23 protein-coding genes are annotated in these 22,240 nt (G+C 71.3%); 14 read left to right on the top strand and 9 right to left on the bottom strand.

Annotated elements, in window-relative coordinates:
• Positions 1-57: 57 nt before the first annotated feature.
• Both ACLBXX_RS06665 and ACLBXX_RS06660 read right to left on the bottom strand, forming a co-directional pair.
• Positions 58-546, bottom strand: coding sequence for an FBP domain-containing protein (locus ACLBXX_RS06665; RefSeq protein WP_447657385.1), 489 nt, complete (start codon positions 544-546; stop codon positions 58-60).
• A 234-nt stretch (positions 547-780) separates the two neighbouring features.
• On the bottom strand, positions 781-1,677 hold the full coding sequence (locus tag ACLBXX_RS06660) for a hypothetical protein (RefSeq protein WP_447657384.1): 897 nt from the start codon (positions 1,675-1,677) through the stop codon (positions 781-783).
• A gap of 514 nt (positions 1,678-2,191) precedes the next feature.
• Between ACLBXX_RS06660 and ACLBXX_RS06655 the strand changes: the two genes are divergently transcribed.
• The 7 genes from ACLBXX_RS06655 to ACLBXX_RS06625 all read left to right on the top strand — a co-directional run bounded on the left by ACLBXX_RS06655 (position 2,192) and on the right by ACLBXX_RS06625 (position 9,917).
• Positions 2,192-3,460, top strand: a complete 1,269-nt coding sequence (locus ACLBXX_RS06655) for an ABC transporter substrate-binding protein (RefSeq protein WP_447657383.1) — start codon at positions 2,192-2,194, stop codon at positions 3,458-3,460.
• Positions 3,461-3,542: 82 nt separating this feature from the next.
• Positions 3,543-4,493, top strand: a complete 951-nt coding sequence (locus ACLBXX_RS06650) for a carbohydrate ABC transporter permease (RefSeq protein WP_045301914.1) — start codon at positions 3,543-3,545, stop codon at positions 4,491-4,493.
• A complete protein-coding gene (locus tag ACLBXX_RS06645; protein WP_447657382.1) occupies positions 4,490-5,449 on the top strand; it encodes a carbohydrate ABC transporter permease in 960 nt (319 codons plus the stop codon). The genes ACLBXX_RS06650 and ACLBXX_RS06645 overlap by 4 nt, the downstream gene beginning before the upstream one ends.
• Before the next feature lie 2 nt (positions 5,450-5,451).
• Positions 5,452-7,398 (top strand): hypothetical protein, encoded by a 1,947-nt coding sequence (locus ACLBXX_RS06640; protein WP_447657381.1) that lies wholly within the window; start codon positions 5,452-5,454, stop codon positions 7,396-7,398.
• Position 7,399: 1 nt separating this feature from the next.
• Entirely contained in the window at positions 7,400-8,191 is a 792-nt protein-coding gene (locus ACLBXX_RS06635) for an RraA family protein (protein ID WP_447657380.1), read from the top strand.
• Positions 8,161-9,120 carry an aldo/keto reductase gene (locus tag ACLBXX_RS06630; RefSeq protein ID WP_447657379.1) on the top strand — a complete coding sequence of 320 codons (960 nt, stop codon included), beginning with the start codon at positions 8,161-8,163 and terminating at the stop codon, positions 9,118-9,120. Before ACLBXX_RS06635 ends, ACLBXX_RS06630 begins: the two co-directional genes overlap by 31 nt.
• Positions 9,117-9,917, top strand: coding sequence for an amidohydrolase family protein (locus ACLBXX_RS06625; RefSeq protein WP_447657378.1), 801 nt, complete (start codon positions 9,117-9,119; stop codon positions 9,915-9,917). Before ACLBXX_RS06630 ends, ACLBXX_RS06625 begins: the two co-directional genes overlap by 4 nt.
• Positions 9,918-9,926: 9 nt before the next feature.
• Here the strand turns inward: ACLBXX_RS06625 and ACLBXX_RS06620 are convergent, their stop codons facing one another.
• Positions 9,927-10,598, bottom strand: a complete 672-nt coding sequence (locus tag ACLBXX_RS06620) for a GntR family transcriptional regulator (RefSeq protein WP_447657377.1) — start codon at positions 10,596-10,598, stop codon at positions 9,927-9,929.
• Positions 10,595-11,230: a GDSL-type esterase/lipase family protein gene (locus ACLBXX_RS06615; protein WP_447657376.1), complete on the bottom strand. Its 636-nt coding sequence runs from the start codon at positions 11,228-11,230 to the stop codon at positions 10,595-10,597. Before ACLBXX_RS06615 ends, ACLBXX_RS06620 begins: the two co-directional genes overlap by 4 nt.
• Positions 11,231-11,434: 204 nt before the next feature.
• Here ACLBXX_RS06615 and ACLBXX_RS06610 point away from each other — a divergent pair, with 204 nt between their 5' ends.
• The 7 genes from ACLBXX_RS06610 (at position 11,435) to rplI (ending at position 17,115) form a co-directional block, all read left to right on the top strand.
• Positions 11,435-12,634 carry an acyl-CoA dehydrogenase family protein gene (locus ACLBXX_RS06610; protein ID WP_447657375.1) on the top strand — a complete coding sequence of 400 codons (1,200 nt, stop codon included), beginning with the start codon at positions 11,435-11,437 and terminating at the stop codon, positions 12,632-12,634.
• A complete protein-coding gene (locus tag ACLBXX_RS06605; protein ID WP_447657374.1) occupies positions 12,631-13,800 on the top strand; it encodes a CaiB/BaiF CoA transferase family protein in 1,170 nt (389 codons plus the stop codon). Before ACLBXX_RS06610 ends, ACLBXX_RS06605 begins: the two co-directional genes overlap by 4 nt.
• Positions 13,801-13,943: 143 nt before the next feature.
• Positions 13,944-15,242, top strand: coding sequence for a M23 family metallopeptidase (locus ACLBXX_RS06600; protein WP_447657373.1), 1,299 nt, complete (start codon positions 13,944-13,946; stop codon positions 15,240-15,242).
• A 174-nt stretch (positions 15,243-15,416) separates the two neighbouring features.
• The gene (gene rpsF, locus ACLBXX_RS06595; protein ID WP_045301900.1) at positions 15,417-15,785 is read left to right on the top strand and encodes a 30S ribosomal protein S6; all 369 of its coding nucleotides are present in this window, start codon (positions 15,417-15,419) and stop codon (positions 15,783-15,785) included.
• A gap of 5 nt (positions 15,786-15,790) precedes the next feature.
• On the top strand, positions 15,791-16,321 hold the full coding sequence (locus tag ACLBXX_RS06590) for a single-stranded DNA-binding protein (RefSeq protein WP_310286801.1): 531 nt from the start codon (positions 15,791-15,793) through the stop codon (positions 16,319-16,321).
• 75 nt (positions 16,322-16,396) lie between these two features.
• Complete coding sequence (gene rpsR / locus ACLBXX_RS06585) at positions 16,397-16,651, top strand: 30S ribosomal protein S18 (protein WP_045301896.1); 255 nt, start codon at positions 16,397-16,399, stop codon at positions 16,649-16,651.
• Positions 16,652-16,662: 11 nt separating this feature from the next.
• Positions 16,663-17,115 (top strand): 50S ribosomal protein L9, encoded by a 453-nt coding sequence (rplI, locus tag ACLBXX_RS06580; RefSeq protein ID WP_387142420.1) that lies wholly within the window; start codon positions 16,663-16,665, stop codon positions 17,113-17,115.
• A gap of 62 nt (positions 17,116-17,177) precedes the next feature.
• Here the strand turns inward: rplI and ACLBXX_RS06575 are convergent, their stop codons facing one another.
• From ACLBXX_RS06575 to ACLBXX_RS06555, 5 genes are all read right to left on the bottom strand, one after another.
• Positions 17,178-17,783 (bottom strand): response regulator transcription factor, encoded by a 606-nt coding sequence (locus ACLBXX_RS06575; RefSeq protein ID WP_447657372.1) that lies wholly within the window; start codon positions 17,781-17,783, stop codon positions 17,178-17,180.
• Positions 17,780-18,961, bottom strand: coding sequence for a sensor histidine kinase (locus ACLBXX_RS06570; protein WP_387142414.1), 1,182 nt, complete (start codon positions 18,959-18,961; stop codon positions 17,780-17,782). Before ACLBXX_RS06570 ends, ACLBXX_RS06575 begins: the two co-directional genes overlap by 4 nt.
• An 82-nt stretch (positions 18,962-19,043) precedes the next feature.
• Positions 19,044-19,862 carry an ABC transporter permease gene (locus ACLBXX_RS06565; RefSeq protein ID WP_447657371.1) on the bottom strand — a complete coding sequence of 273 codons (819 nt, stop codon included), beginning with the start codon at positions 19,860-19,862 and terminating at the stop codon, positions 19,044-19,046.
• Positions 19,859-20,797, bottom strand: coding sequence for an ABC transporter ATP-binding protein (locus ACLBXX_RS06560; protein WP_447657370.1), 939 nt, complete (start codon positions 20,795-20,797; stop codon positions 19,859-19,861). Before ACLBXX_RS06560 ends, ACLBXX_RS06565 begins: the two co-directional genes overlap by 4 nt.
• Positions 20,798-20,872: 75 nt before the next feature.
• Positions 20,873-22,147, bottom strand: coding sequence for a GNAT family N-acetyltransferase (locus ACLBXX_RS06555; RefSeq protein WP_447657369.1), 1,275 nt, complete (start codon positions 22,145-22,147; stop codon positions 20,873-20,875).
• Between the last annotated feature and the right edge of the window lie 93 nt (positions 22,148-22,240).

Genomic DNA, 22,240 nt, shown 5'->3' with positions numbered 1-22,240 from the left:
GTGTGGGCCCCGCGCCGCCGGCCTGGGGGGGGGCGGGGGGGGCGGCGGCGACCGCGTTCAGGCGCCGTCGCGGATGTCGCGCGCGAACCCCTCGGCGTGCGCGCGGAGCGCCTCGATGCGCCGCTGACGTGCGGCCATGACATCGAAGCCGAGGTACGCCGGTGGCATCGGCCGGCGGGCGTTGACCGAGCACTCGAACTTCTCGCACAGCAGGGTGCCGATGGTGTCGCCGTTGCGTCCGGCCTTGCCGGCCCGCTTCGCGCCGAAGAGCACGACGTCGTTCGGCAGGGTGACGTCCTCGCACCACGAGCACTGCGCGCGGGTGCGCGTGCGCTGTTCGGTCTGGCGCAGGAGGATGCCGACGGCGTCGCCGTCGACCGGCACCACGATGAAGCCGGCGAGCGGCTGCTTCGGGTCGCGCCAGCCGAAGTAGTCGAGTCCGTCCCAGCCCACCTGGGCGAGGTCGGGAACGATGAGGGAGTTGCGCTCGCGCAGCGAGGCGTTGACGAAGGACGCGCGGATGTCCTTCTCGGTGAATGCGTGCATGATTCCTTGATTCACGGAAGAGATCGCCGAAGCGGCGACGAAAGGATGCTGCGGGCCGGCGGCGCGCAAATGACGCGGGCTGCGCCACCCGAGGTCGGGGACCGGGGCGGCGCGCGCGGCTACCTCCGCTCGGCGCGTGGAGCGCCGAGTACCCCCTCACGCCCGCCGGGCGTCGTGAACGTCGAATGCACGCCCGACAGCATACGCTCGTCGGCCTGCGCGTCGGCCTCGCGCTCAGCGGAGGAAGGCGGGCCCGATCTGGGTGAGGATCCAGAACAGCACCATCACGCCGCCGACGATGATCGGCAGCCATGGCACATCGCGCTGGAGGCGACGGCCCTCCGGGGCGACACCGGGCGGCGGACGCAGCGCGTCGAGGGGCGGAGCGAACGGGACGGATGCTGCGCCGCCCTGTTCTGCGCCTCCTCCGGCCGCCGCGGAGCCGAGGGGCGCAGCATCCGTCATCGCCGCAGCCGCCGCGGCGGCCAGCCGCTCGTCGCGCCACCGCGCCCACTGCGCGAACTTGTCGAGCAGGGCTCCGACGACGGAGAACAGCCACGCCCAGGTCTGCGGGTCGAGCGTGGAGAAGTCGCGCTTGGCATAGAGGAACAGCCAGTCGTCGACGATCTCGACGTCGAGCGCGGCGGCGTTGTCGATGAAGCGCGCCATGATGTCGGGCGTGAAGAGGTAGAGGGCGTCGCGCTCGTAGTCGGCGGGGCAGTACAGCGAGAAGTACTCGTCGAAGTCGCCCTCGAGGCTGAGGCGTTGATCCTTGTCGAACGTGAGCGGCAGGTTCGAGCCGAACAGGCCGTTGTTGCTCGTCGCATCGAGCACGATGTGCGGAAGAGGCGTGTCGAGCTTCACCGCGACGTACCCCCACTGGTGCGTCTGCCGATTCTTGCCGGAGCCGGTCGTGTAGCGGTAGTTCGCGAACTCCACGAAGCGCGGACGATCGCCGCGCACGAGGTCGCTCGACTGGCGACTGCTGCCGAGCGAGAAGATCATGCCCGGCAGCCCCGGAGCGTCGAGCCGCGGCTCGTAGTGCATCGCGTTCGCGCGCGCGAAGCGGTCCAGGCGGTACATGCGGTCGCTGCTGCTGCGCGCACCCCGCACGAAGAGCGTGATCCCCACCGCGGCGATGACGCCGATGACGACGAGCGGCAGGAAGCCGAACAGGACGGCGAGTCCCCCACCGTCGGGGGGGGCGGGGGGGGGGGGGGGGGGGCGGCCGGGGGGGGGGGGGGGGCGGGGGGGCGGGGCCGCCCCCCCCCCCCCGGCCGGGCCGGGGGGGGCGGGCGCCGCCGACGCTCGTGATGAGGGTGATCGCGACGGAGCCGAACAGCACGACGACTGCGAAGCCGATGACGACGATCACGAGCACGCCGAAGACGGGAGAGCCTGTGATGCGTCCCGTCCGGCGCAGCTCCTGCACGAAGGCCCGCGCCGCGCCCGGTGCGACGGGCTCGACCAGCGGGCGCGCGTCGAACGGGTAGGAGCTCTGCCCTGCGGGAGGAACACTCACCCGACCACGCTACCGGCGCCCGGCGTAGAGTCCACGAGAGGTTGGCCAGCAATCGTTGATAACCGATTATCGATTAGTGTAAGGTCGTGACGTCCCGATGATGTGCCCACGAGAGGATCGACGATGATCACCAGACGTACCCTCACCGCGATCGGCGCCGGAGCGGCCGCCGTGACGCTCCTGGCCGGCTGCTCCTCCGCAGCGCCGAGCGGAGGTGAGAGTCAGGACGAGGACGTCCAGCTGCGCATGCTGGTGAACGTGACCCCCAACCTCACCGAGGAGTGGTGGAACGAGCTCGTCGCGCCGTTCGAGGAGGCCAACCCGAACATCGACGTCGTGATCGACAATCCGGGCGCCGAGGGCGTCGCCGCCGCTGTGCCGCGGCTGCTGGCCGCCGGGCAGGCGCCCGACATCGTGCAGTCGCAGGCGCCCACTCCCGACCTCGCCGAGGAGCTCGTCGACCTCTCGGGGTACGACTGGGCGTCGGGCGGACCGCTCGCCGACCAGTACTCCATCGACGGCAAGTACTACATGGCCGGCGTCGGCGTGCAGCTGCAGAGCCTGTGGTTCTACAACAAGGACGCCTTCACAGAGGCCGGCATCACCGACGTGCCCACCACCGTCGACGAGCTCGAGGATGCGCTCGGCGCGCTGAAGGACGCAGGCTGGACCCCGATCCAGACCGGCGGCGACTGGATGTCCAGCGGCGCACTGCAGACGCTCGCCCTGCCGTCGATCGTCGGCGAGAACCCGGAGTGGTTCGCCGACATGAACTCCGGCGACACGACCTTCAGCGAGAGCTACGGCGACTACACCGCGATGTACGCCGACTGGATCGCCGAGGGCTACACGAACGCCGACGCTCTCGGCGTGAAGTACCCGGACGCCGAGCAGGCCTTCCTCTCGGGCAAGGCGGCGCTCTACCCCATGGGGAGCTGGTTCGCCGGCACCGAGGCGAAGGCCGAGAACCCGGCCCCGATCGGCGTCTTCCGCGGACCGGCGGTCGACGGCGTCGCCGACCCCGCCATGGGCGCGAACATCGCGAGCCCGTACATGATCATGAAGGTCTCGGAGCACCAGGACGCCGCGGCGAAGCTCCTCGAGTTCCTCACCACCGACGAGGACGCGGTCCTGGACCAGCTCCAGGTCGACGGCAACTACCGCGACGGCTACGAGTACGACATGACCGACCTCGGCAAGGAGCTGTTGGCCATCGTGTCCGACACCCCGGCGTCGGCCTACACCCCGACCGGCGGCGGCTACGGTGAGCGCAAGCTCCCCGACGGCTACTCCGGCGAGATCAACACCCAGACACAGGCGCTGCTCGGCGGCACGTCCGCAGCCGACGTCGACGCGGCGATGGACGCCTGGTTCGAGGCGAACAGCAACTGACGCGGGCCTCGGCGCCGGGTCGGACCCCGGCGCCGAGGCATCCGTCCCTTCCGTTTCACCGACGATTCGAAAGCAGGCTCACATGGCCGACACCGTGGCCCGTCTGGCGGGCACCGCGAGGGCGCGCACGTCCGCGCCGGCGCGCCGCCGGCGCACCTCGTGGCAGGACCGTCTCGCGGGCGTGATCATGAGCGGACCCGCGCTCCTGGTGTTCATCGCGATGTTCATCGTGCCGATGCTCCTGGCGGTCGTGCTCAGCTTCACGGACTGGAACGGCTACAGCCTGCGCTTCGACTTCATCGGGTTCGAGAACTACACCGACGCGTTCAAGAACCCGCGCACGGTCGACGCCGCGATCTTCACGGCGATCATCGCCGTCGTCGGCACGCTGCTGTGCAACGGCATCGGCCTGGCCGTGGCCGCCCTCATCGCCGGCAACAGCCGCGGCAACACGGTGCTGCGCACCGTCTTCTTCTACCCGTACATCATCAGCGCGCTGATCATCGGGTTCCTGTGGTCGGCGATGCTCGCCCCGCAGGGGGCCGTCAACTCGCTGCTCGCGCAGTTCGGCGTCGCACCCCTGCCGTTCCTCACCGACATGACCTTCGCCAAGGCGAGCGTGATCCTCACGATCGTGTGGTCGCACTTCGGGTTCAACATGATCCTGTACCTCGCCGGCATCAAGTCGGTGCCCACCGAGTACTACGAGGCGGCGACCGTCGACGGCGCATCGCGGTGGCAGCAGTTCCGCAACGTGACGCTCCCGCTCATCGCCCCCGTGCTGACGGTGAACCTCGTGCTCACGCTCGTCGGCCTCCTCAAGGCGTACGACATCGTGCTGGCCCTCACCGACGGCGGCCCGGCCGCCTCGACGCAGACGATCGTCTACCAGATCCTCAAGGACTCGTTCGCGCAGGCGCGACTCGGGTTCGGCGCCGCGCAGTCGGTCGTGCTCCTCATCGTGACCGCGGCGCTCGGGCTCGCGGTGACGTTCGCGCGCCGCGGCGCCGACCGGAAGGCGAGCGAATCATGACGATCTCGACGCAGACCAGCCCGAACATCGGCGCCGAACTGCTGCTCACGGATGCCGACGAGCTCCCCCGCCGCCGTTACGGCAGACGCGGGCGCCGCCGCGGCGGCCCGGCCGCCCAGCGCACGCCGCTCGCCGCGTCGATCGTGAAGTGGGTGCTCCTCGGCGCACTGGCCCTCGTGATGCTCGTGCCGCTGTACATCCTCGTGATCAGCGCGTTCAAGCCGCAGGCCGACATCATCCTGCACCCGCTGGCGATCACGCCCGACATGTTCACGTTCGAGTACCTCTGGAACGCGCTCACGAGCGAGAAGTTCAACGTGGTCGGCGCCTACGGCATCACGCTGCTGTTCGTCGTGCTGGTGAACATCTTCTGCATCGCGCTCTCCGCGCCGGTCGCCTACGTGATCGCCCGCGGCCGCTCGAAGTGGCACCTCGCCCTGCTGCTCGTGTTCGTGTCGGGCCTGTTCATCCCCGGCCAGGTCACGCTCATCCCCGTGGTGTTCGTCCTGCGGGTGCTCGGCCTCATCAACACGATCCCGGGCTTCCTGCTGTTCGAGACCGCGGCGACCCTGCCGGTCACGATCTTCCTGTTCGCCGCCTACCTGCGCACGGTGCCGCGCGACATCGACGAAGCGGCGGCGCTCGACGGCGCCGGGCGCATCCGCGCCTTCTGGTCGTGCATCTTCCCGATCATGCGGCCGGTGGTCGCGACGATCGTCGTGCTCAACTCGATCGGCGTGTGGAACGACTTCGTGAGCCCGCAGATCATCCTCGGACCCGGCTCCGGCATCTACACGGTGACCACCGGCGTCTATGCGGCGGTCGGAGAGTTCTCGACCGACTACACGGTGCTGTTCCCGACGCTGCTCCTGGCGATCGCACCCGCCGTCATCTTCTTCATCATCATGCAGCGGCACATCATCGGCGGCCTGGTCGCCGGAGCGACGAAGGGCTGACGTTGAGCGACGCGATCCAGGGCCATCCGCTGTCCGAGATCCCCGGATGGGCGGTGCTCGAACGCCGCCTGTTGGACGAGATCGAGGACGCCTGGCGCCTCTTCTCCGACACCTTCGCCGAACCCGACGGGCGGCTGAGGTTCGCGGCGGACTTCGTCGACCGCGACGGCGTCGACGACCTATACGAGCCGTTCTTCAACTGGCCCGCGTTCTACCTGCTGGGCGGGAGCGACGACATCCTCGCAGCGGCGAAGCGCCACTGGGAGGGCGTGACCGCGCAGCTCGCCGAGGCCGGAATGGTCACGGACGAGTACGAGAACGGCTACGACTGGTTCCATCAGGGCGAATCGCTCCTCTTCTTCTACGGCCTGTGTGCGGCCGACCCGTCCGATCGCGCGTTCGCCGAGCGGGCGCGCCGCTTCGCGGAGCTCTACACGGATGCGGCCATCGGCAACTTCGACGCCGCGCTCGGCATCATCCGCGCCCCGCACAACGGAGCGCTGGGTCCCCGTCCGGGTCTGAGCGACGAGCCCGAGCCGTACTCGTCCGAGCGGCCCGAGATGCGGCCCTATGGACTCCCGCTCGAGTACGTGCCCGGCGTGGACGTGTGGGACGACCTCGCCGATCCCGCGCTCGCCGCGGCGATGGGCGACGCGATGCACCGCGCGGCCGCAGGCGATGTCGCGGTCAACCTCGCGGCGACGAGCCTGGTCGCCAACCGCTGGCTCTACGACGGCGACGAGCACTCGGCCGCCTGGTTGCGCGCGTACGTCGACGGGTGGCGCGAGCGCGCCGCGGCGAACGGCGGCCTCGTGCCCGACAGCGTGGCCCCCGACGGTACCGTGGGCGGACTGCACGAGGGCCGGTGGTACGGCGGGCACTACGGCTGGAGCTGGCCGCACGGCGTGCCGTCGGTCGGCATGGCGGCGGTGATCGCCGGCATCAACGAGGCGTTCCTCACCGGCGACGACGGCGCCCTCGACATGGCGCGCGCTCTCCTCGACACCGTCCTCGACAACGCGATCGTCGCGCCCATCGCCGAGACGCCCTTCAGCCTGCGGGGCGGGTGGCTCGCTCGCTGGGGGACGGATGCGGCGAAGCCGGCGCTGCTCGTTCCCCACCGCTACGGGCGTCACGGCTGGTTCGACTACGGTCCGATGCCTCTCGAGCTGCCGCTGTGGGTGTGGTGGTGGTCGCGCCGAGACGACGACCTCGCGCGCGTGCGGCGGGCGATCGCCGGCCTTCCCGCCATGGACGATCCGGTCAAGGCGTTCCGCGACAAGGCGGAGGCCGGGCACGAGGCGCCGTGGCTCGCGTACCTCGACGGCGAGCTGCCCGAGTACCCGGCGCGCGCCCTGTCGATGGCGCTCGGCCAGGTCGCCCGCCGCGTCGCGCTGATGGCCGCGGCGGAGGCGGATCCGGATGCTGCGCACCTCCACTTCGGCCAGCGTGTGAACCCCGTCGTGACCGAGGTGCTGAGCCAGCTCGTCTCGGGCACGCCGCAGGTGCTCTACAACGGCGGCCTGCCCTTCGCCGCAGTCGTCTACGAGGATGCCGACGCCGGGCGCCCCGGCCTGCCGCGCGATGTGGCGGCGCTGGTTTCGCGCCTCGACGGCGACGACCTCGACGTCGCGCTCGTCAACACCTCGACCACCCGCACGCGCCGTGTGACCGTGCAGGCCTCGCGTTTCGGGGAGCGGCGCGTGGCATCGGTCACGGTCCGCACCGAGACCGGCGGCGAATACCCGGGGCGCAGCACCGCCTACGCCGCGGTGCCCGGCACACCCACCGTCGTCCAGCGCGACGTGGAGTCCGGCGCCGTCGAGATCGAGCTCGCGCCGGCGCATCGCGTCGACCTCACCTTGCACACCGTCGCCTCCGGAGCCGCGCCGCGGCACCGGGGCGCAGCATCCGTCTCCGCCCTTTCCGCCTCCGTCTCGAAGGAGTGACATGTCCGATTCCAGAGCCCCGTTCCCGCGGCCCACGTTCGATCTGCCGGTGCGCGGCGGCGCGTACCAGCGCGCCGACCCCGACACGCTGCGCGGACTCGAGCGGGTGTCGTCGGCGACCGCCTGCGCGAAGCTGCACGGCATGGGCATCTCGCGCTCGTTCGTCGAGGGTCCGCGCCCGCTCGCCGAAGGGCAGCGCATCGTCGGCTCGGCCATCACGCTGCAGTTCATGCCGCAGCGCGAGGATCTCGCATCGGGTCACGGCCAGGAGTACGTCGAGCGCCACACCGCCCTCTGGCACGTCCTCGAGGAAGTCAAGCCCGGCGACGTGCTCGTGATCCAGGCGTTCGGGAGCCGGTACTCCGGCTGCATCGGCGACATCCTCGCGCGCTACTTCCTCCGCAAGGGCGGCGTGGGCATCGTGGTCGACGGGCGCATCCGCGACTCCGACCGCATCAAGGACCTCGGCCTGCCGGTGTGGTCGACGGGCACGACGCCGCATTACGCGTCGCAGACCGATCTGTTCCCGTGGGCGTACGACGTGCCGGTCGCCGTCGGCGGCGCGCTGTGCATGCCGGGCGACATCGTGATCGCCGACGGCGACGGCCCGGTGATCGTTCCGCAGGCGATGGCCGGGTCCGTCGTGGAGTCCGCGCAGGACCACGAGGACTGGGAGGTCTTCAGCCGCCTGCGCCTCGACGAGGGCGCGCGGCTCAGCGACTACTACCCCCTCACACCAGACTCGCGGGAGGAGTACGAGCAGTGGCGTTCCGTGCAGGCCTTCGCCCGCTGACGCCGGCTCCGGGCGCGTCCGACACGTTCGGTCTCGGCTGCGCGCCGATCGGCAACCTGTTCCAGGCGGTCGCCGAGTCCGAAGCCGAGGCGACAGTCGCGGCGGCGCTGGTCCGCGGCATCCGCTTCTTCGACACGGCTCCGCACTACGGCGCCGGCGCGAGCGAGGCGCGGCTGGGTCGCGCGCTCGCCGGAGTCGACCGCGACACCGTCGCGATCGCGACGAAGGTCGGGCGGCGGGTCGTCGACGCGTCCGGCGAGACCGTGCCGACCGGCGGGATCGGCGTCGACACCGTCGGCGATCTGTCGCGCGACGGCGTGCTGCGCAGTCTCGAGGGGAGTCTCGCGCGCCTAAGGACCGACCGCATCGACCTGCTGTACCTGCACGATCCGCTGGACGTCGATGAGGCGCTCGCCGACGCGATGCCCGCGCTCGCCGACCTGCGCGCGCAGGGGGTCGTGCGGGCGATCGGGGTGGGCATGGTGTGGCCCGAGCCGCTGACGCGGTTCGTGCGCGAGGCCGACGTCGACGTCGTCATGATCGCGGGTCGCACGACCCTGCTCGACCATCGCGGCGAAGACGAGCTGCTGCCGGAGGCCGCTCGCCGCGGTGTCGGCGTGATCGCGGCGGGCGTGTTCAACTCGGGCATCCTCGCCGATCCGGTGGCTGCACCGTACTTCGACTACCGCGAGGCTCCGGCCGGGCTGCGCGAACGTGCGCTGCGGCTCGCCGCGATCTGCGCGGACCGGGGCGTACTGCTGCGGCACGTGGCGGCGCGCTACCCGCTGCGCCTGCCCGCCGTCGAGGCGGTCGTCGTCGGCGCCCGCACGGCGGCCGAGGTCGACGACTTCGCGGCCGCCGAGCACGTCGCGATCCCCGACGAGCTGTGGCACGAGCTGGCGGAGCTCGCCGGGGCCGGCCGCGTGTGAGCGACGGCATCGTCGACGCGCACGTCCACGTGTGGGACCTCGACCGGTTCCCGCTCTCGTGGTTCCGCGACGACCTCGCGCTGCCGAGGGCGGCCACGACGGAAGGACTGACGGATACCGCGGCCGCCGTCGCCCGTCCGCTCGAGGGTGCCGTGGCCGTGCAGGCGGCCGACACGCTCGCCGAGATGACGTGGCTCCGCGACCTCGCCCAGCATGATCCCGTCATCCGTGCGGCGGTGCTGCAGTTCGCGCCGGGCGCCGGGTGGGCGGGTCTCGCCGACGTCGTGCTCGATGAGGGGATCGCCGGCGTCCGCGTGGCCGCTCCTGCCGGCGCCGTCGACCTCTCCGACGTCGCCGGGCTCGACGCGCTGTGCGAGGGCGCGGCCGACACGGGACGCGTCGTGGAGTTCCTCGTGCGGCCCGCGCAGCTCGAGGCCGTCGCGCGCGTCGCGGCGCAGCATCCGCGCACGTCCGTCGTGCTCTGCCATCTCGGCCTCGGGGCGGGCGCACCCGACGTGGCGTGGGAGGAGTCGCTGCGCCGCGCGGCCCGGCGGCCGAACACGTTCGCGAAGTTCTCCGGAGTCGCGACCCGACCGGGCGACGACGAACGGCTGGCCTCGCTCGCCGCGACGGCTGTCAACGCCTTCGGGGTCTCACGGCTGGTGTTCGGCAGCGACTGGCCGATTTCGGCGCGATACCTCTCTTATCCGCAACTGGTCGACGACGTCGAGCGGGCCTGGGGCTCGCGCCCCGACGCCTTCTGGGGCGGGACCACCCGCGCGCTCTACCGCGTGTGACCCGCGGGGCTACGCGCCCTCGGACTCGTCCGGAAGGAGGGTGCCGGCCGCGTGGGCGTGGAACAGAGCGGCGGCCGCGTCGGGGTCGCCCGCGTCGAGCGCCTCGAGGAGGCTCCGATGCCACTCGGCGACGTCGTGCCAGTCGCCCGGGAACGACGGGTCGCCGAGTACGTGGAGCGAGCGCAGGCTCGGCTCGATGATGTCCCACATGCGCGGGAGGTAGGCGTTGCCGCTGCCCTCGATCACGCCGCGGTGGAACGCGAAGTCGAGCTCGCGGAACACGCCGAGGTCCTTCGCGTCGGCCGCGTCGTGCATCTGGGCGATGAGGTCTTCGAGGCGCTGGTGCGTCCCGGCATCGAGCGCGCCGCACGCGAGGCGGCCGGCGATCGACTCGAGCTCGGCGCGGGCGACCTTCGCCTGCGCGACCTCCTCGTCGGTGTAGCTCGTCACGAAGTTGCCCTGGTGGCGCACGTGGGTGACCAGGCCCTCGTGGGCGAGCTGCTTGAGCGCGTCGCGGACAGGCGCCTGACTCACCTGGAGCCGCCGCGCGAGCTGCGATTCGACGAGCTGCTCGCCGGGGGCGAGCGAGCCGTCCTTGATCATCGTCTTGACGAGCTCATAGATCTGGTCGGAGAGCAGACCGCGCTTCAGCTCGGTCACGGCGCTCAGTGCATCGGTCATGGTGCGACCCCCGTGGTTGTGGCGCCGACGGGCGCGGCGGCGTACGCCGCCAGCCACGCGTCGGCGATGATGGCGGCGCCCTGCGGCGTCGGGTGCACGCCGTCGGGCGCGATGGCCCCGGGGCCGTGCTCGGCGGCGGCCGCGCCGACGCCGTCGTGCAGCTCGACGAGCGTCGCGTCGAACCGTTCCGCGAGGCGACGTACCGCGGCCCGCTTCGGGTCGAGGTCCTCGAGCCACGCGGCCTGGCCGTCGCTCACCGGCACGAAGAAGGGCTCGACGAGGAGGAACCGCTCGACGCCGGCCGCGCGGGCCGCCTCGAGCAGCGCCGTGACGGTCGACTCGAAGTCCTCGACGGAGGTGGGGTCGTCGGAGTCGAAGCGGCGCCACATATCGTTCACGCCGACGTAGACCGTGAGCACGGTGGGCTCCGCGGCGAGCACGTCATCCCAGCGCGCGGCGAGGTCGACGGCGCGATCGCCCGAGATGCCCTTGTTGACGACGACAGCGCCCTCGCCGACCGCCTCCGCGATGAGCCGCACGTACCCGTCCCCCAGCGACGTGGCGTCGGCGCGGTCGCGGCCGGCGTCGGTGATCGAATCGCCGGCGAAGACGAGGGTGGTCGAGTGAGGCATCCGTGGTCCCATCGTTGGAGCGTGTTTCGTCAGCATAATCGATAATCGCTTGCGCGGATCGGCTCTGACCCGCCCGGCCCGCCCATGCCGTGGTTCCCGTGAACATATCGCCTGGAACGGTCACGAGGCGAGAGCGGGCGGGTCCCGGCATCGGGGAGAATCGACGCAGAAGCGCGCGAGCGCGCACCGACGCGAGGAGGCGCCGTGACCGATGTCCGCCGTGACCCCGACGATCTCGCCGCGTTGCGCGAGGCATCCGATGTCCTCGGCATCGATGCGCAGCTGAGCCCCGACGAGCGGGCCGTCCGCGATCGGGTGCGCGCGTTCGTCGACGCCGAGCTGCGCCCGCACATCGCGGAGTGGTTCGACCGGGCCCGTTTCCCCGTCGAGCTGGCCCCCGCGCTCGGACGCCTCGGAGTGCTCGGGATGGAGCTGGACGGATACGGATGCCCCGGCCGCAGCGCCGTCGAGTACGGCCTGGCCGCGCTCGAGCTCGAGGCCGGCGACTCGGGCATCCGCACGTTCGTCTCGGTGCAGGGCTCGCTCGCGATGGGCTCGATCCACCGCTGGGGCAGCGAGGAGCAGAAGCAGGAGTGGCTGCCGCCGATGGCGACGGGTGAGGTGATCGGCGCGTTCGGGCTCACCGAGCCGGGCGCCGGCTCCGACCCGTCGAGCATGACGACGTTCGCCCGCCGCGATGGCGAGGACTGGGTGATCACGGGCGCGAAGCGCTGGATCGGCCTCGCGTCGGTCGCCCAGCTCGCGGTGGTGTGGGCGCAGACCCACGACGGCGTCCGCGGCTTCATCGTGCCCACGGATGCACCCGGTTTCGAGATCACGGTCCTCGAGCCCAAGGGCTCGATGCGGGCGTCCGTGCAGACGGCACTGGACTTCGACGAGGTGAGGGTGCCGGCATCCGCTCTCCTTCCCGGAGCACGAGGTCTGCGCGGGCCGTTCTCGGCGCTCAACGACGCGCGGTACGGGATCGTGTGGGGCGCGCTCGGCGCCGGGCGCGACAGCTATGAGGCGGCGCTGCGCCACGCCCTCCGGCGCGAGCAGTTCGGCCGGCCGATCGCGGGATTCCAGCTCACGCAGCGCAAGCTCGTCGACATGGTCGTCGAACTGCAGAAGGGCGCCCTCCTGGCGCTGCAGATCGGGCGCGCGAAGGACGCCGGAACCCTGACGCCCACCCAGATCTCCCTCGGCAAGCTCAACAACGTGCGCGAGGCGATCGAGATCGCGCGCGAGGCCCGCACGATCCTGGGCGGTGACGGCGTGCTGCTCGAGAACTCGCCGATCCGGCACGCGGCGAACCTCGAGTCGGTGCGCACCTATGAGGGCACCGACGAGGTGCACACCCTGATCCTCGGCCAGCACCTCACCGGGCTCGGCGCGTTCCGATGACAGCGCCTCGGCAGGCTCGGCAGCCGGAGGAGGCCACCGGCCCGCTCGCGGGCCTCCTCGTCGCGGACTTCTCGCGCGTGCTCGCGGGGCCGTACTGCACGATGCTGCTGGCCGACCTCGGCGCCACGGTCGTCAAGGTCGAGGGTCCGGCGGGCGACGAGACGCGGCACTGGCTGCCGCCGTCGCGCGACGGCGAGGCCACCTACTATCTGTCGGTCAACCGCGGCAAGCGCGCGATCACGCTCGACTTCGACGACGCCGAGGACCTCGCCCTCGCCCGTACGCTCGCCCGCCGCGCCGATGTCGTGATCGCGAACTTCAAGCCGGGCGGGCTCACGCGCTTCGGTCTCGACTACGAGGCGGTGCACGCCGCGAACCCCCGCGTCGTTTACGTCTCGATCACCGGCTTCGGCGCCGACTCGGCCCTTCCCGGCTACGACGTGCTCGGCCAGGCGCTGTCGGGACTCATGAGCGTCACCGGTGCGCCCGATGGCGAGCCGACGAAGGCCGGCGTCGCGATCGTCGACGTCGTGACCGGCCTCCACGCGGGTCTCGGCGCGCTCGCCGCTCTCCGGCACCGCGATGCCACCGGCGAGGGGCAGCACGTCGAGGTCAACCTCCTGTCGTCGGCGCTGTCAGCGCTCGTCAACCAGTCGGGTGCGTACGCGGTCGCCGGCGTGGTGCCCGAGCGGCTCGGCAACGACCATCCGAGCGTGTACCCGTACGGCCCGTTCCCGACGGCCGACGGCGAGCTCGTCCTCGCGGTCGGCAACGACGGCCAGTTCCAGCGGCTCTGCCTGGTGCTGGAGATCCCGGATGCGGCGACCGACCCCCGCTTCCTCCGCAACGCCGATCGCAGCACGGGTCGCGAGGCGCTGCGCCCGGTGCTCGAGCGGGCGCTCGCAGCGCAGACGGCGACGGAATGGGAGGCCCGGCTCACGGCGGCCGGGGTCCCCTGCGCCCCGATCCTCACGATGGACGCGGCGTTCGACCGCGCCCGCGCGCTCGGCCTCGACCCCGTCGCCCACGCCGGCGATGGGCAGGTGCCGGGGGTGCGGCATCCGATCTCCTTCTCCGCCACGCCGCCCGCGTACCCGCTCGCGCCGCCGGGGCCCGATGCCGATCGGGCGTGGGTCCTCCGGCTGCTCACGCAGCGGCAGGAGTGACCGCCACGCAGCCGGAGCACGACGCTCGCCGCACACCCGTTGAGGAGTCGTGCGGGCGACGATAGCGTGTGCACCACGGCGGCGGGCGGACTGGGCTGCGCGCATGCTGTCCGATCCGATCGGCATGGGGCACGGTGGTTCACATGAAGACGCTGTCGCGAGGCATCCCGAGGATCGCCGCCCTGCTCGTCGCCGTGCTGGCGGTCGTCGGGTGCACCGCGGATTCCGATCCCGCGGAATCTGCGCCGACCACGGACGCCTCCCCCGACGACGCCATCCCCGGGGCGGGCGGTCAGCTGGGCGCGCTCGATGAGGGAACGCGCTTCACGCCGCTGATGAGCTCGCTGATCACGTCGCCGATGCCGGTGGCGGGGACGGACGACAAGGTCCACATCACCTACGAGCTGCTCCTCACCAACGCGACGACTCTGCCGTTCCGGCTCGACGGTCTCGAGGTCGCGGACGCGGAGACGGGTGCGACACTGCTCGCGGAGGGCGACGAGCGACTCCCGCAGAACGTGACGAAGCTCGGATCATCGGCCGGAGGCGAGCCCGGGTCGGGATCGGTCGTCATCGGCCCGGCGGAGACGTGGATCGCCTGGCTCGACGTGCAGCTCGACGCCGACACGGCCGTACCGGCGACGGTCGAGCATCACGCCCAGGGCGCCATCGTGCCGCCCGAAGGGGACCCGCGCGAGTTCGACGTGATGATCGGCACGGCCGCGATCGACCCCGGTCCGGCGACCTCGGTGGGCGTGCCCGTCGCGGACGGCATCTGGCTCATGAGCGAAGGATGCTGCCGCGACGACACCCATCACCGGCGCGGGTTCGCCCCGGTCGACGGGCAGGCCCTCGTGCCGCAGCGGTTCGCGATCGACTTCTATCTGCTCGACGAGGAGCACCGCACGTGGGAGGGCGACCCGTCGCAGATCACGAGCTACTTCACGTACCGGCAGCCGATCGTCGCCGCCGCCGCAGGCACCGTCGTGCGGGCGCTCGACGGCATCCCGAACACCGAGTCGCTGCCGGAGCCCCCTCCCATCCCTCCCATCGAGGAGACGGTCGGCAACCACGTCGTCGTCGAGATCGCACCCGGCCTCTACACGCTGTACGGGCACATGGATCCCGGGTCGGTGCGCGTCTCGGTCGGCGACCGCGTCGAGAAGGGGCAGGAACTGGGACTCATCGGCAGCAGCGGCAACTCGACGACGCCCCACCTGCACTTCCACCTGCAGACCGCTGAGACGTTCTTCCCGTCCGACGGCGTGCCGTACGTGTTCGACGAGTTCGAGCTCCTCGGCTGGGTTCCCGAGCGCATCTGGGACGACGACCTCGGCCTCCAGCCGACCGGCGTCCTCCCCTTCGAGGAGTTCGAGCCGAGCGTCCGACAGGACGAGCTGCCCCTCGACCGGACGGTGATCCGCGTCGACGCCCAGGACTGAACATGCAGCGAGCGGATGCCGCGAGCCCGCGATTCGGCGTGGGCCGAGGCATCCGGTACCATAGGAGGGTTGTCCGCACGCGCAACCTTGCGCGGCGAGTCGGACGACGTGCTACACACCCTCCTGCTGCCGGGAAATGCCCGACAGCCGTTCTAGTCCGAAGGAGGTGGGTTAGTGACGCACCAGTACGAACTCATGGTCATCCTGAACCCCGAGATCGACGAGCGCCAGGTCGGCGCCAACCTCGACAAGTTCCTGAAGGTCATCACGACCGACGGCGGCACCATCGAGAACATCGACATCTGGGGCAAGCGCCGTCTTGCTTACGAGATCCAGAAGAAGAACGAGGGCATCTACGCCGTCGTCAACTTCACCGCCACGGCTGCGACCACGCAGGAGCTCGACCGCCAGCTCAACCTGAGCGAGCAGATCATGCGCACCAAGGTCCTCCGCGCCGAGGAAGCGATCGCCATGATCGCCTCCGAGAAGCAGCGTGCCGACGAGCGCGCCGCCCGCAAGACCGCCAAGGCTGCGAAGGCGTAAGGCAGATGGCCGGCGAGACGATCATCACCGTCGTGGGCAACCTCACGGCTGATCCCGAACTGCGTTACACGCAGAACGGTCTCCCTGTCGCGAACTTCACGATCGCGTCGACGCCTCGCAACTTCGATCGCCAGGCGAACGAGTGGAAGGACGGCGAAGCGCTGTTCCTCCGCGCGAGCGTGTGGCGCGAGTTCGCCGAGCACGTGGCCGGCTCGCTGACGAAGGGCATGCGGGTCATCGCGACCGGCCGCCTCAAGCAGCGCAGCTACCAGGACCGCGAAGGCAACAACCGCACCGCGATCGAGCTGGAGGTCGACGAGATCGGCCCGTCGCTGCGCTACGCGACCGCACAGGTCACGCGCGCAGCGGGCGGCTCCGGCGGTGGCGGCAGCTTCGGCGGCGGTGGCGGCGGTCAGTCGCGTCCGCAGGTCGCCGACGAGCCGTGGTCGACGCCCGGTTCGCAGAACGCCGGCGGTGCCGGTGGCGGCGACGCGTGGGCGGCCCCGGGCGCCTACGGCGACGACACCCCGTTCTGATCGGCCTGATCTCAGAAGCAGATTCCGGATGCCCCGTGACGAGGCATCCGATCAAGAAAACGTAAAGGAAACACCATGGCTGGAAAGGCAACCGGCGATCGCCGGAAGCCGCGGAAGGGCGCGAAGAACGCGGCCCCCGCGAAGGCGATCCGTGTCGGTCTCATCGACTACAAGGACGTCGCGACGCTTCGCAAGTTCATCTCGGAGCGCGGGAAGATCCGCGCCCGTCGTATCACCGGTGTCTCGGTGCAGGAGCAGCGTCTGATCGCCAAGGCGATCAAGAACGCGCGCGAAATGGCGCTCCTGCCTTACGCCGGCGCTGGCCGCTAAGGAGTACCCACATGGCAAAGCTCATTCTCACGAACGAGGTCGCCGGGCTCGGTAGCGCCGGTGACGTGGTCGAGGTCAAGAACGGGTTCGCCCGCAACTACCTCATCCCCCAGGGCTTCGCGGTCGCGTGGACCCGCGGTGGCGAGAAGCAGGTGGCGTCCATCCGCGCCGCCCGCGAGGCGCGCGCGATCCACGACCACGAAGAGGCCGTGGCCCTGAAGAACAACCTCGAGACCAACAAGGTCCGCCTGGCCGTCAAGGCCGGCGCCGAGGGTCGCCTGTTCGGTGCGGTCAAGACCGTCGACGTGGCGGACGCCGTCAAGGCCGCCGGTCTCGGCGAGCTCGACAAGCGCAAGATCCACATCACCTCCCCGATCAAGTCGGTGGGCGAGCACGAGGCGACCGTTCGCCTCCGCGACGACCTCACCGCCGTGATCACCCTGCAGGTGGTCGCCGCCAAGTAATACCTGGCGCACGAACGGATGCCGCGAACCCCATGGGTTCGCGGCATCCGTCGTCTGTGGGCTCAGAGCCAGCCGTTCTCCTGGGCGAGGCGGGCGGCGTCGGCGCGGTTGCGGCCGCCGGTCTTGCCGATGGCGCTGGACAGGTGGTTGCGCACGGTGCCCTCCGACAGGTGGAGCATGCGGGCGATGTCGGCGATCGAACCGCCGGTCTGGGCGGCCGACAGCACATCGGTCTCGCGCTCGGTGAGGGGCGAGTCGCCCTGGGCGAGCGAGTCCGCCGCGAGGGCCGGATCGACGACCCGCAGCCCCTGGGCGACGCGGCGGACGGCGTCGGCGAGCTGGGCGGCGGGGGTGTCCTTCACGACGAAGCCGGCGGCGCCCGCCTGCATGGCACGCTTCAGGTAGCCGGGCCGGCCGAACGTCGTCACGATGAGCACGCGGCACGTCGGCAGCGCGGCGCGCAGGGTGGCGGCCGCGGCTATGCCGTCCAGCCCGGGCATCTCGATGTCGAGCATCGCGACGTCGGGCAGCGACGCGAGCGCGGTCGCGACGACCTCGTCGCCACGGCCGACCTCGGCGACGACCTCGATATCGGGCTCGAGGCCGAGGAGCGCCGACAGAGCGCCGCGCACGAGCGCCTGGTCGTCGGCGAGGAGCAGCCGGATCACAGCGTCACCCGCAGACTGAAGCCGCCCAGGTCGCTGCGCCCGATCGTGAGGCGCCCGCCGGCGGCCTCGACGCGCTCGCGCAGGCCGGCCAGTCCGGTCGACGTCGTGGCCGCCTCCGTCGGCCCGCGGCCGTCGTCCGCGATCTCCACGTCGTGCGCGCCGAAGCTCACCCGGCAGCGCGTCGCACCGGAGTGCCGCACGACGTTGGTCACCCCCTCGCGCACGACCCAGCCCGCGAGCTCGCGACGGTCGGCGGGCACAGCATCCGTCGACGAAGGGAGCTCGGCCGCGATGCCCGCCGCCGCGAGCGCCTCCCGCGCGGCCGCGAGCTCGCCGCTCACGTTCACGGTGCGCACTCCGGCGACGGTCGCCCGCACGTCGGCGAGAGCGCCACGCGCGAGCGCCTCGACCTCGGCGATCTCGGCCTTCGCGCGCTCGGGGTCGGCGTCAACGAGCCGTCCTGCCAGCTCCGCCTTCACCGTGACGACGGTGAGCGAGTGGCCGAGGATGTCATGGATGTCGCGGGCCACGCGGCTGCGCTCCCGCTCGACCGCCAGCGCCTCGAGCTGCTTCTGCGTGTGCCGCAGCTGGTTCATGGTCGCGGTCGTGCGGGCGAAGGACGCCATCATGAGCGAGATCGAGACGATGATCCCGGGCACCCAGAGCACGTTCTCATCCCACCCCTGGGTCACCCCGTTGGTGACGAGGGCGAGCACGCCGAGGCCGAGGATCACCGGCCACGTCCACTGCCACGGGAACACGCACATGCCGACGATCACGCCGACGTAGGTCCACATGGCGGCGATGCCCCATCCCAGCCACGGGAAGAGCGCGAACGAGAGCACGAACAGGGCGGCGCACACCACGAGCCGCCCGCGGTTGTCGAGCGTCCACGCGATGGGCGCCGCGGCGAGGAACGCGAGCGCGAAAACGACGACGAGGACGAGGCCGAGCGTCACCGATGCCGGCGAGACCGAACGGACGACGACCTCCTGCGCGAGGCTGACGAGCCACACCAGCGCGACGCCTGCTCCGATGTACCAGCTCAGCGCCGCGCGGGACCACAACGCCCGCGGGAAGCGGCCGCTCGCCCACGTCGCCGCGCCGTGCCTGCGAACGGGCCACGGTGGTCCTGCCGTGTCGGTGTCCGGGCGGCCCTGGCGAGGCGTCGCGTGCATGGCTCTCACCGTATTCGCAGGTGGCGGACGGGAACAGCTCCGGCCGCACGAGCCTCGCGGGTCGTGCGGCCGGAGCGGCGGTTCAGACGCGCTTGGTGTCGCGACGGAAGGCCCATGCGGCACCGGCGACGAAGATGCCGAGCCACACGAGAGCGTTGACCAGCCACAGCACGTCGAACGGCTCACCGGTCAGCGGTGCGCGCGTGATCTCGCTGATGCCGTACACGGGCGTGAACCGGGCGATCGTCTGCATGAAGTCGGGCATCGCGCTGAGGGGCGTGAAGAGGCCGCCGAGGAACGACAGCAGCACGATCGCGAGGCTCGTGATCTGCGCTGCGCTCTCGCCGGGCACGAGGTAGCCCACCATGAGTCCGAGCGTCGTGAAGACGGCGCTCGCGAGCAGCCAGCCGCTGAGTCCCGTCGCGATCCACTGCGCCGGAGCCAGCTGGATGCCGCTGACCGCGCCTGCGATGTAGGTCGCGACGACGGCGAGGAGGCCCAGCATCATGCCGGCGATCATCTTGATGATCACGTTGACCATCGGGTTCAGCGGGGTCAGCCGCAGCTGGCGGCTCCAGCCCTGTGCGCGCTCGATGCCCACGCCCGCACCGGTCTGCGTCGCCGACATCATGGCGCCGTACATCGCCATCGACACCATGATGTAGGCGGCCACCGAGGGGCCGCCCTCGGAGAGGGGGGTGGCGGTGAGCTGCTGGTCGCGCAGCGGGAGCCCGATGATGACGAACATCACGATCGGGAACGCGACGATGAACACCACCGTGCGTCGGTTGCGGAGCTTGCGCTTGAGCTCGATGCCCAGATACGTGAGGTTGAAGCCGCCGAGCGGCCGTACCCGCCGCTCGAGCGACACCCGGTCTGCGGTCGGGGCGGTGATGGTCATGATGCCGTTCCTTCGGAGGTGAGGGCGAGGAAGACGCTCTCGAGGTTCTGTGCCGCGATCTCGATGTCGCGCGCGGCGGTGCGGGTCAGCAGATGCCGGGCGACGGCATCCGAGTCCCTGGTGTGGATGGTGAGTCGCTCGCCCGCCGCTTCGACGCTGTCGACGCCGGGCAGTGCCGCCAGGGCGACCGGATCGGCGTCCGCGAGCGTCGCCGTCACGGTCCGGCCCGACACCATGTTCTTGATGTCGGCGGTCGGCCCGTCGGCGACGATGCGTCCGCGGCTCATCAGGACGATGCGATCGGCGTACTCGTCGGCCTCCTCGAGGTAGTGCGTCGCGAACAGCACGGTGCGACCCCTGGCGGCGTCGGCCCGGATGGCGTTCCAGAACGAGCGCCGCCCCTCGACATCCATGCCGGTGGTCGGCTCGTCGAGGATGAGCAGGCCGGGGTCCGAGAGCAGCGCCATCGCGAAGCGCAGCCGCTGCTGCTGACCGCCCGAGCACAGGTCGACGCGACGGTCGGCGATCTCGGCGATGCCGGCACGCTGCATCACCTCATCGGCGGGACGGGTGTCGGCGAACAGGCTCGCGGTCAGCTCGAGCGTCTCGCGCACCGAGATGTCCTTGAGCAGTCCGCCCGTCTGCAGCACCGCCGAGACGAGGCCGTGCGCGATGGCCGCGCGGGGCGATTCGCCGAAGACGGTCACGGTGCCCGAGTCGGGGTTCGACAGGCCGAGCATCATGTCGATGGCGGTCGTCTTGCCTGCACCGTTCGGGCCGAGGAAGGCGACGATCTCGCCGGGGCGCACCTGAAGCGTGACCTCGTCGACGGCGTGGACCGAGCCGAACGACTTGCGGAGCGCGGTGGCGTCGACGGCGAGCGGGAGACCCGGTACCGCGGCCGCCGCTCGGACGAGGGGTTGTGTGGTTTCCATGCCCTCAGCGTCTCGCCGAGGCCGCGCGCGACCCTCACACAGGCGTCACGATGTGCCCGTGACAAACGTCACGGGTCAGAAGATCCAGTTCGCGCCGGCGGCGACCGGCCACGACCATGCGGCCGAGGCCGCGCGCAGCGCCTCGGGCGTGCGCACCTCGATGAGTCCCGCCTGCGCGAGCGAGCTGAGCGAGACCGAGCCGAGGTGTGCCGCTCCGAGTTCGCGGACGTCGAGCACGAGGTCCGGTTCGGAATCGGATGCTGCCACCTCCGCGTGCTCCCACGCTGCGGCGCGCACGCGCCACCGGCCCGCGTTCGCGGGCAGCATCGCGTCGGTCACCTCGAGCACGACGTCGACGTCGCCCGCGTACCGCCGCTGGCCGAGCGCGGTCGGCAGGTCGAGGATGCGGATCCATGAGTTGTCCTGGTAGTCGGGAACCGCGGGGCGGATGTCGACGAGGAGCGACACGATGGGATCGTCGATGGGCAGGTTCGAGATCTTGACGCGGCTCGTGAGGTCGAGGTCGAGCAGCACCGACCACATGCGGTGGGCCGCGGCCGCGGTGAGGGCGACGGCCTCGCGCACGTGCACGGTGCCCTCGGCGCCGGCGCGCTCCCACGACATGGTCCGCCGGAAGGTTGCGAAGGCGAGCGTGTTGTCGGCGGCATCGCGCACCAGCAGCAGCCGCAGCGACTCCTTGCCGCCGCGGTAGGCGGGCGGGTCGGCTTCGCGGGCGGTGCGCTGCTCGGGCGTCTCGCGCGTCGCCCAGCCCGGGCGGCCGAGGCCAGCCGGCAGCCGCGCGTAGTCGCGATGGATCGAGGCGACGAGATCGCCGTGGATCTCGGCATCCCATTCCTCCAACTCGACCTCGAGCTCGGCGGCCCCGGCCACCGGGCGCAGCGCAGCGCCGCGCGGGATCGTGAGGTCGAGCTGGGTCGAGGCCATGCCATAGCCGAAGCGGCCGTAGATCGGCGTCTCGGCCGCCATGAGGCCCGAGATCGCCTCGCCGTTCTCGAGGCAGTCGGCGAAGTGGTGCTCGATCATGCCGCGGAGGATGCCGCGCCGCCGGTGTCCCGGGTGCACGCCGACCCACGTGAGCCAGCCGCACGCGATCTCGGCGCCGGGGACGGGGTAGGCGCGCAGCGGATAGGCGCCGTGGAAGCCGGCGAGCACCTCGTCGTCGTCGACGCGGGCGACGCCGTACGTGCGATCCCAGCTGAGCGGACTCGGAAGCTCCCGCAGCGCCTCGACGGAGCGTTCCGTGGGGAAGGCCCACGTGTCGAGGCGGAGGACGTCTTCGAGCCGGTCGGCGTCGACGGGGGTGAGGCGATAGGGCTCGGGGAGCGGCATTCCTCCACTCTGGCGAGGACGCGACGGCCGCGCAACGCAGCGGCTGAGGCGGGCGCAGGAGGCATGACGAGGCGGATGCCGCGAGCCCCCCGG

The organism is Microbacterium sp. C23T (genome assembly GCF_053345975.1).
This window is presented reverse-complemented; position numbering and strand designations above follow the sequence as displayed.

What these genes read in the sequence shown, in the direction of transcription:
- ACLBXX_RS06665 (WP_447657385.1), bottom strand. Translation starts at nt 546, where the DNA reads ATGCACGCATTCACCGAGAAGGACATCCGCGCGTCCTTCGTCAACGCC.
- ACLBXX_RS06655 (WP_447657383.1), top strand. Translation starts at nt 2,192, where the DNA reads ATGATCACCAGACGTACCCTCACCGCGATCGGCGCCGGAGCGGCCGCC.
- ACLBXX_RS06650 (WP_045301914.1), top strand. Translation starts at nt 3,543, where the DNA reads ATGGCCGACACCGTGGCCCGTCTGGCGGGCACCGCGAGGGCGCGCACG.
- ACLBXX_RS06645 (WP_447657382.1), top strand. Translation starts at nt 4,490, where the DNA reads ATGACGATCTCGACGCAGACCAGCCCGAACATCGGCGCCGAACTGCTG.
- ACLBXX_RS06635 (WP_447657380.1), top strand. Translation starts at nt 7,400, where the DNA reads ATGTCCGATTCCAGAGCCCCGTTCCCGCGGCCCACGTTCGATCTGCCG.
- ACLBXX_RS06620 (WP_447657377.1), bottom strand. Translation starts at nt 10,598, where the DNA reads ATGACCGATGCACTGAGCGCCGTGACCGAGCTGAAGCGCGGTCTGCTC.
- ACLBXX_RS06615 (WP_447657376.1), bottom strand. Translation starts at nt 11,230, where the DNA reads ATGCCTCACTCGACCACCCTCGTCTTCGCCGGCGATTCGATCACCGAC.
- ACLBXX_RS06605 (WP_447657374.1), top strand. Translation starts at nt 12,631, where the DNA reads ATGACAGCGCCTCGGCAGGCTCGGCAGCCGGAGGAGGCCACCGGCCCG.
- ACLBXX_RS06600 (WP_447657373.1), top strand. Translation starts at nt 13,944, where the DNA reads ATGAAGACGCTGTCGCGAGGCATCCCGAGGATCGCCGCCCTGCTCGTC.
- ACLBXX_RS06590 (WP_310286801.1), top strand. Translation starts at nt 15,791, where the DNA reads ATGGCCGGCGAGACGATCATCACCGTCGTGGGCAACCTCACGGCTGAT.
- rpsR (WP_045301896.1), top strand. Translation starts at nt 16,397, where the DNA reads ATGGCTGGAAAGGCAACCGGCGATCGCCGGAAGCCGCGGAAGGGCGCG.
- rplI (WP_387142420.1), top strand. Translation starts at nt 16,663, where the DNA reads ATGGCAAAGCTCATTCTCACGAACGAGGTCGCCGGGCTCGGTAGCGCC.
- ACLBXX_RS06570 (WP_387142414.1), bottom strand. Translation starts at nt 18,961, where the DNA reads ATGCACGCGACGCCTCGCCAGGGCCGCCCGGACACCGACACGGCAGGA.
- ACLBXX_RS06565 (WP_447657371.1), bottom strand. Translation starts at nt 19,862, where the DNA reads ATGACCATCACCGCCCCGACCGCAGACCGGGTGTCGCTCGAGCGGCGG.
- ACLBXX_RS06560 (WP_447657370.1), bottom strand. Translation starts at nt 20,797, where the DNA reads ATGGAAACCACACAACCCCTCGTCCGAGCGGCGGCCGCGGTACCGGGT.
- ACLBXX_RS06555 (WP_447657369.1), bottom strand. Translation starts at nt 22,147, where the DNA reads ATGCCGCTCCCCGAGCCCTATCGCCTCACCCCCGTCGACGCCGACCGG.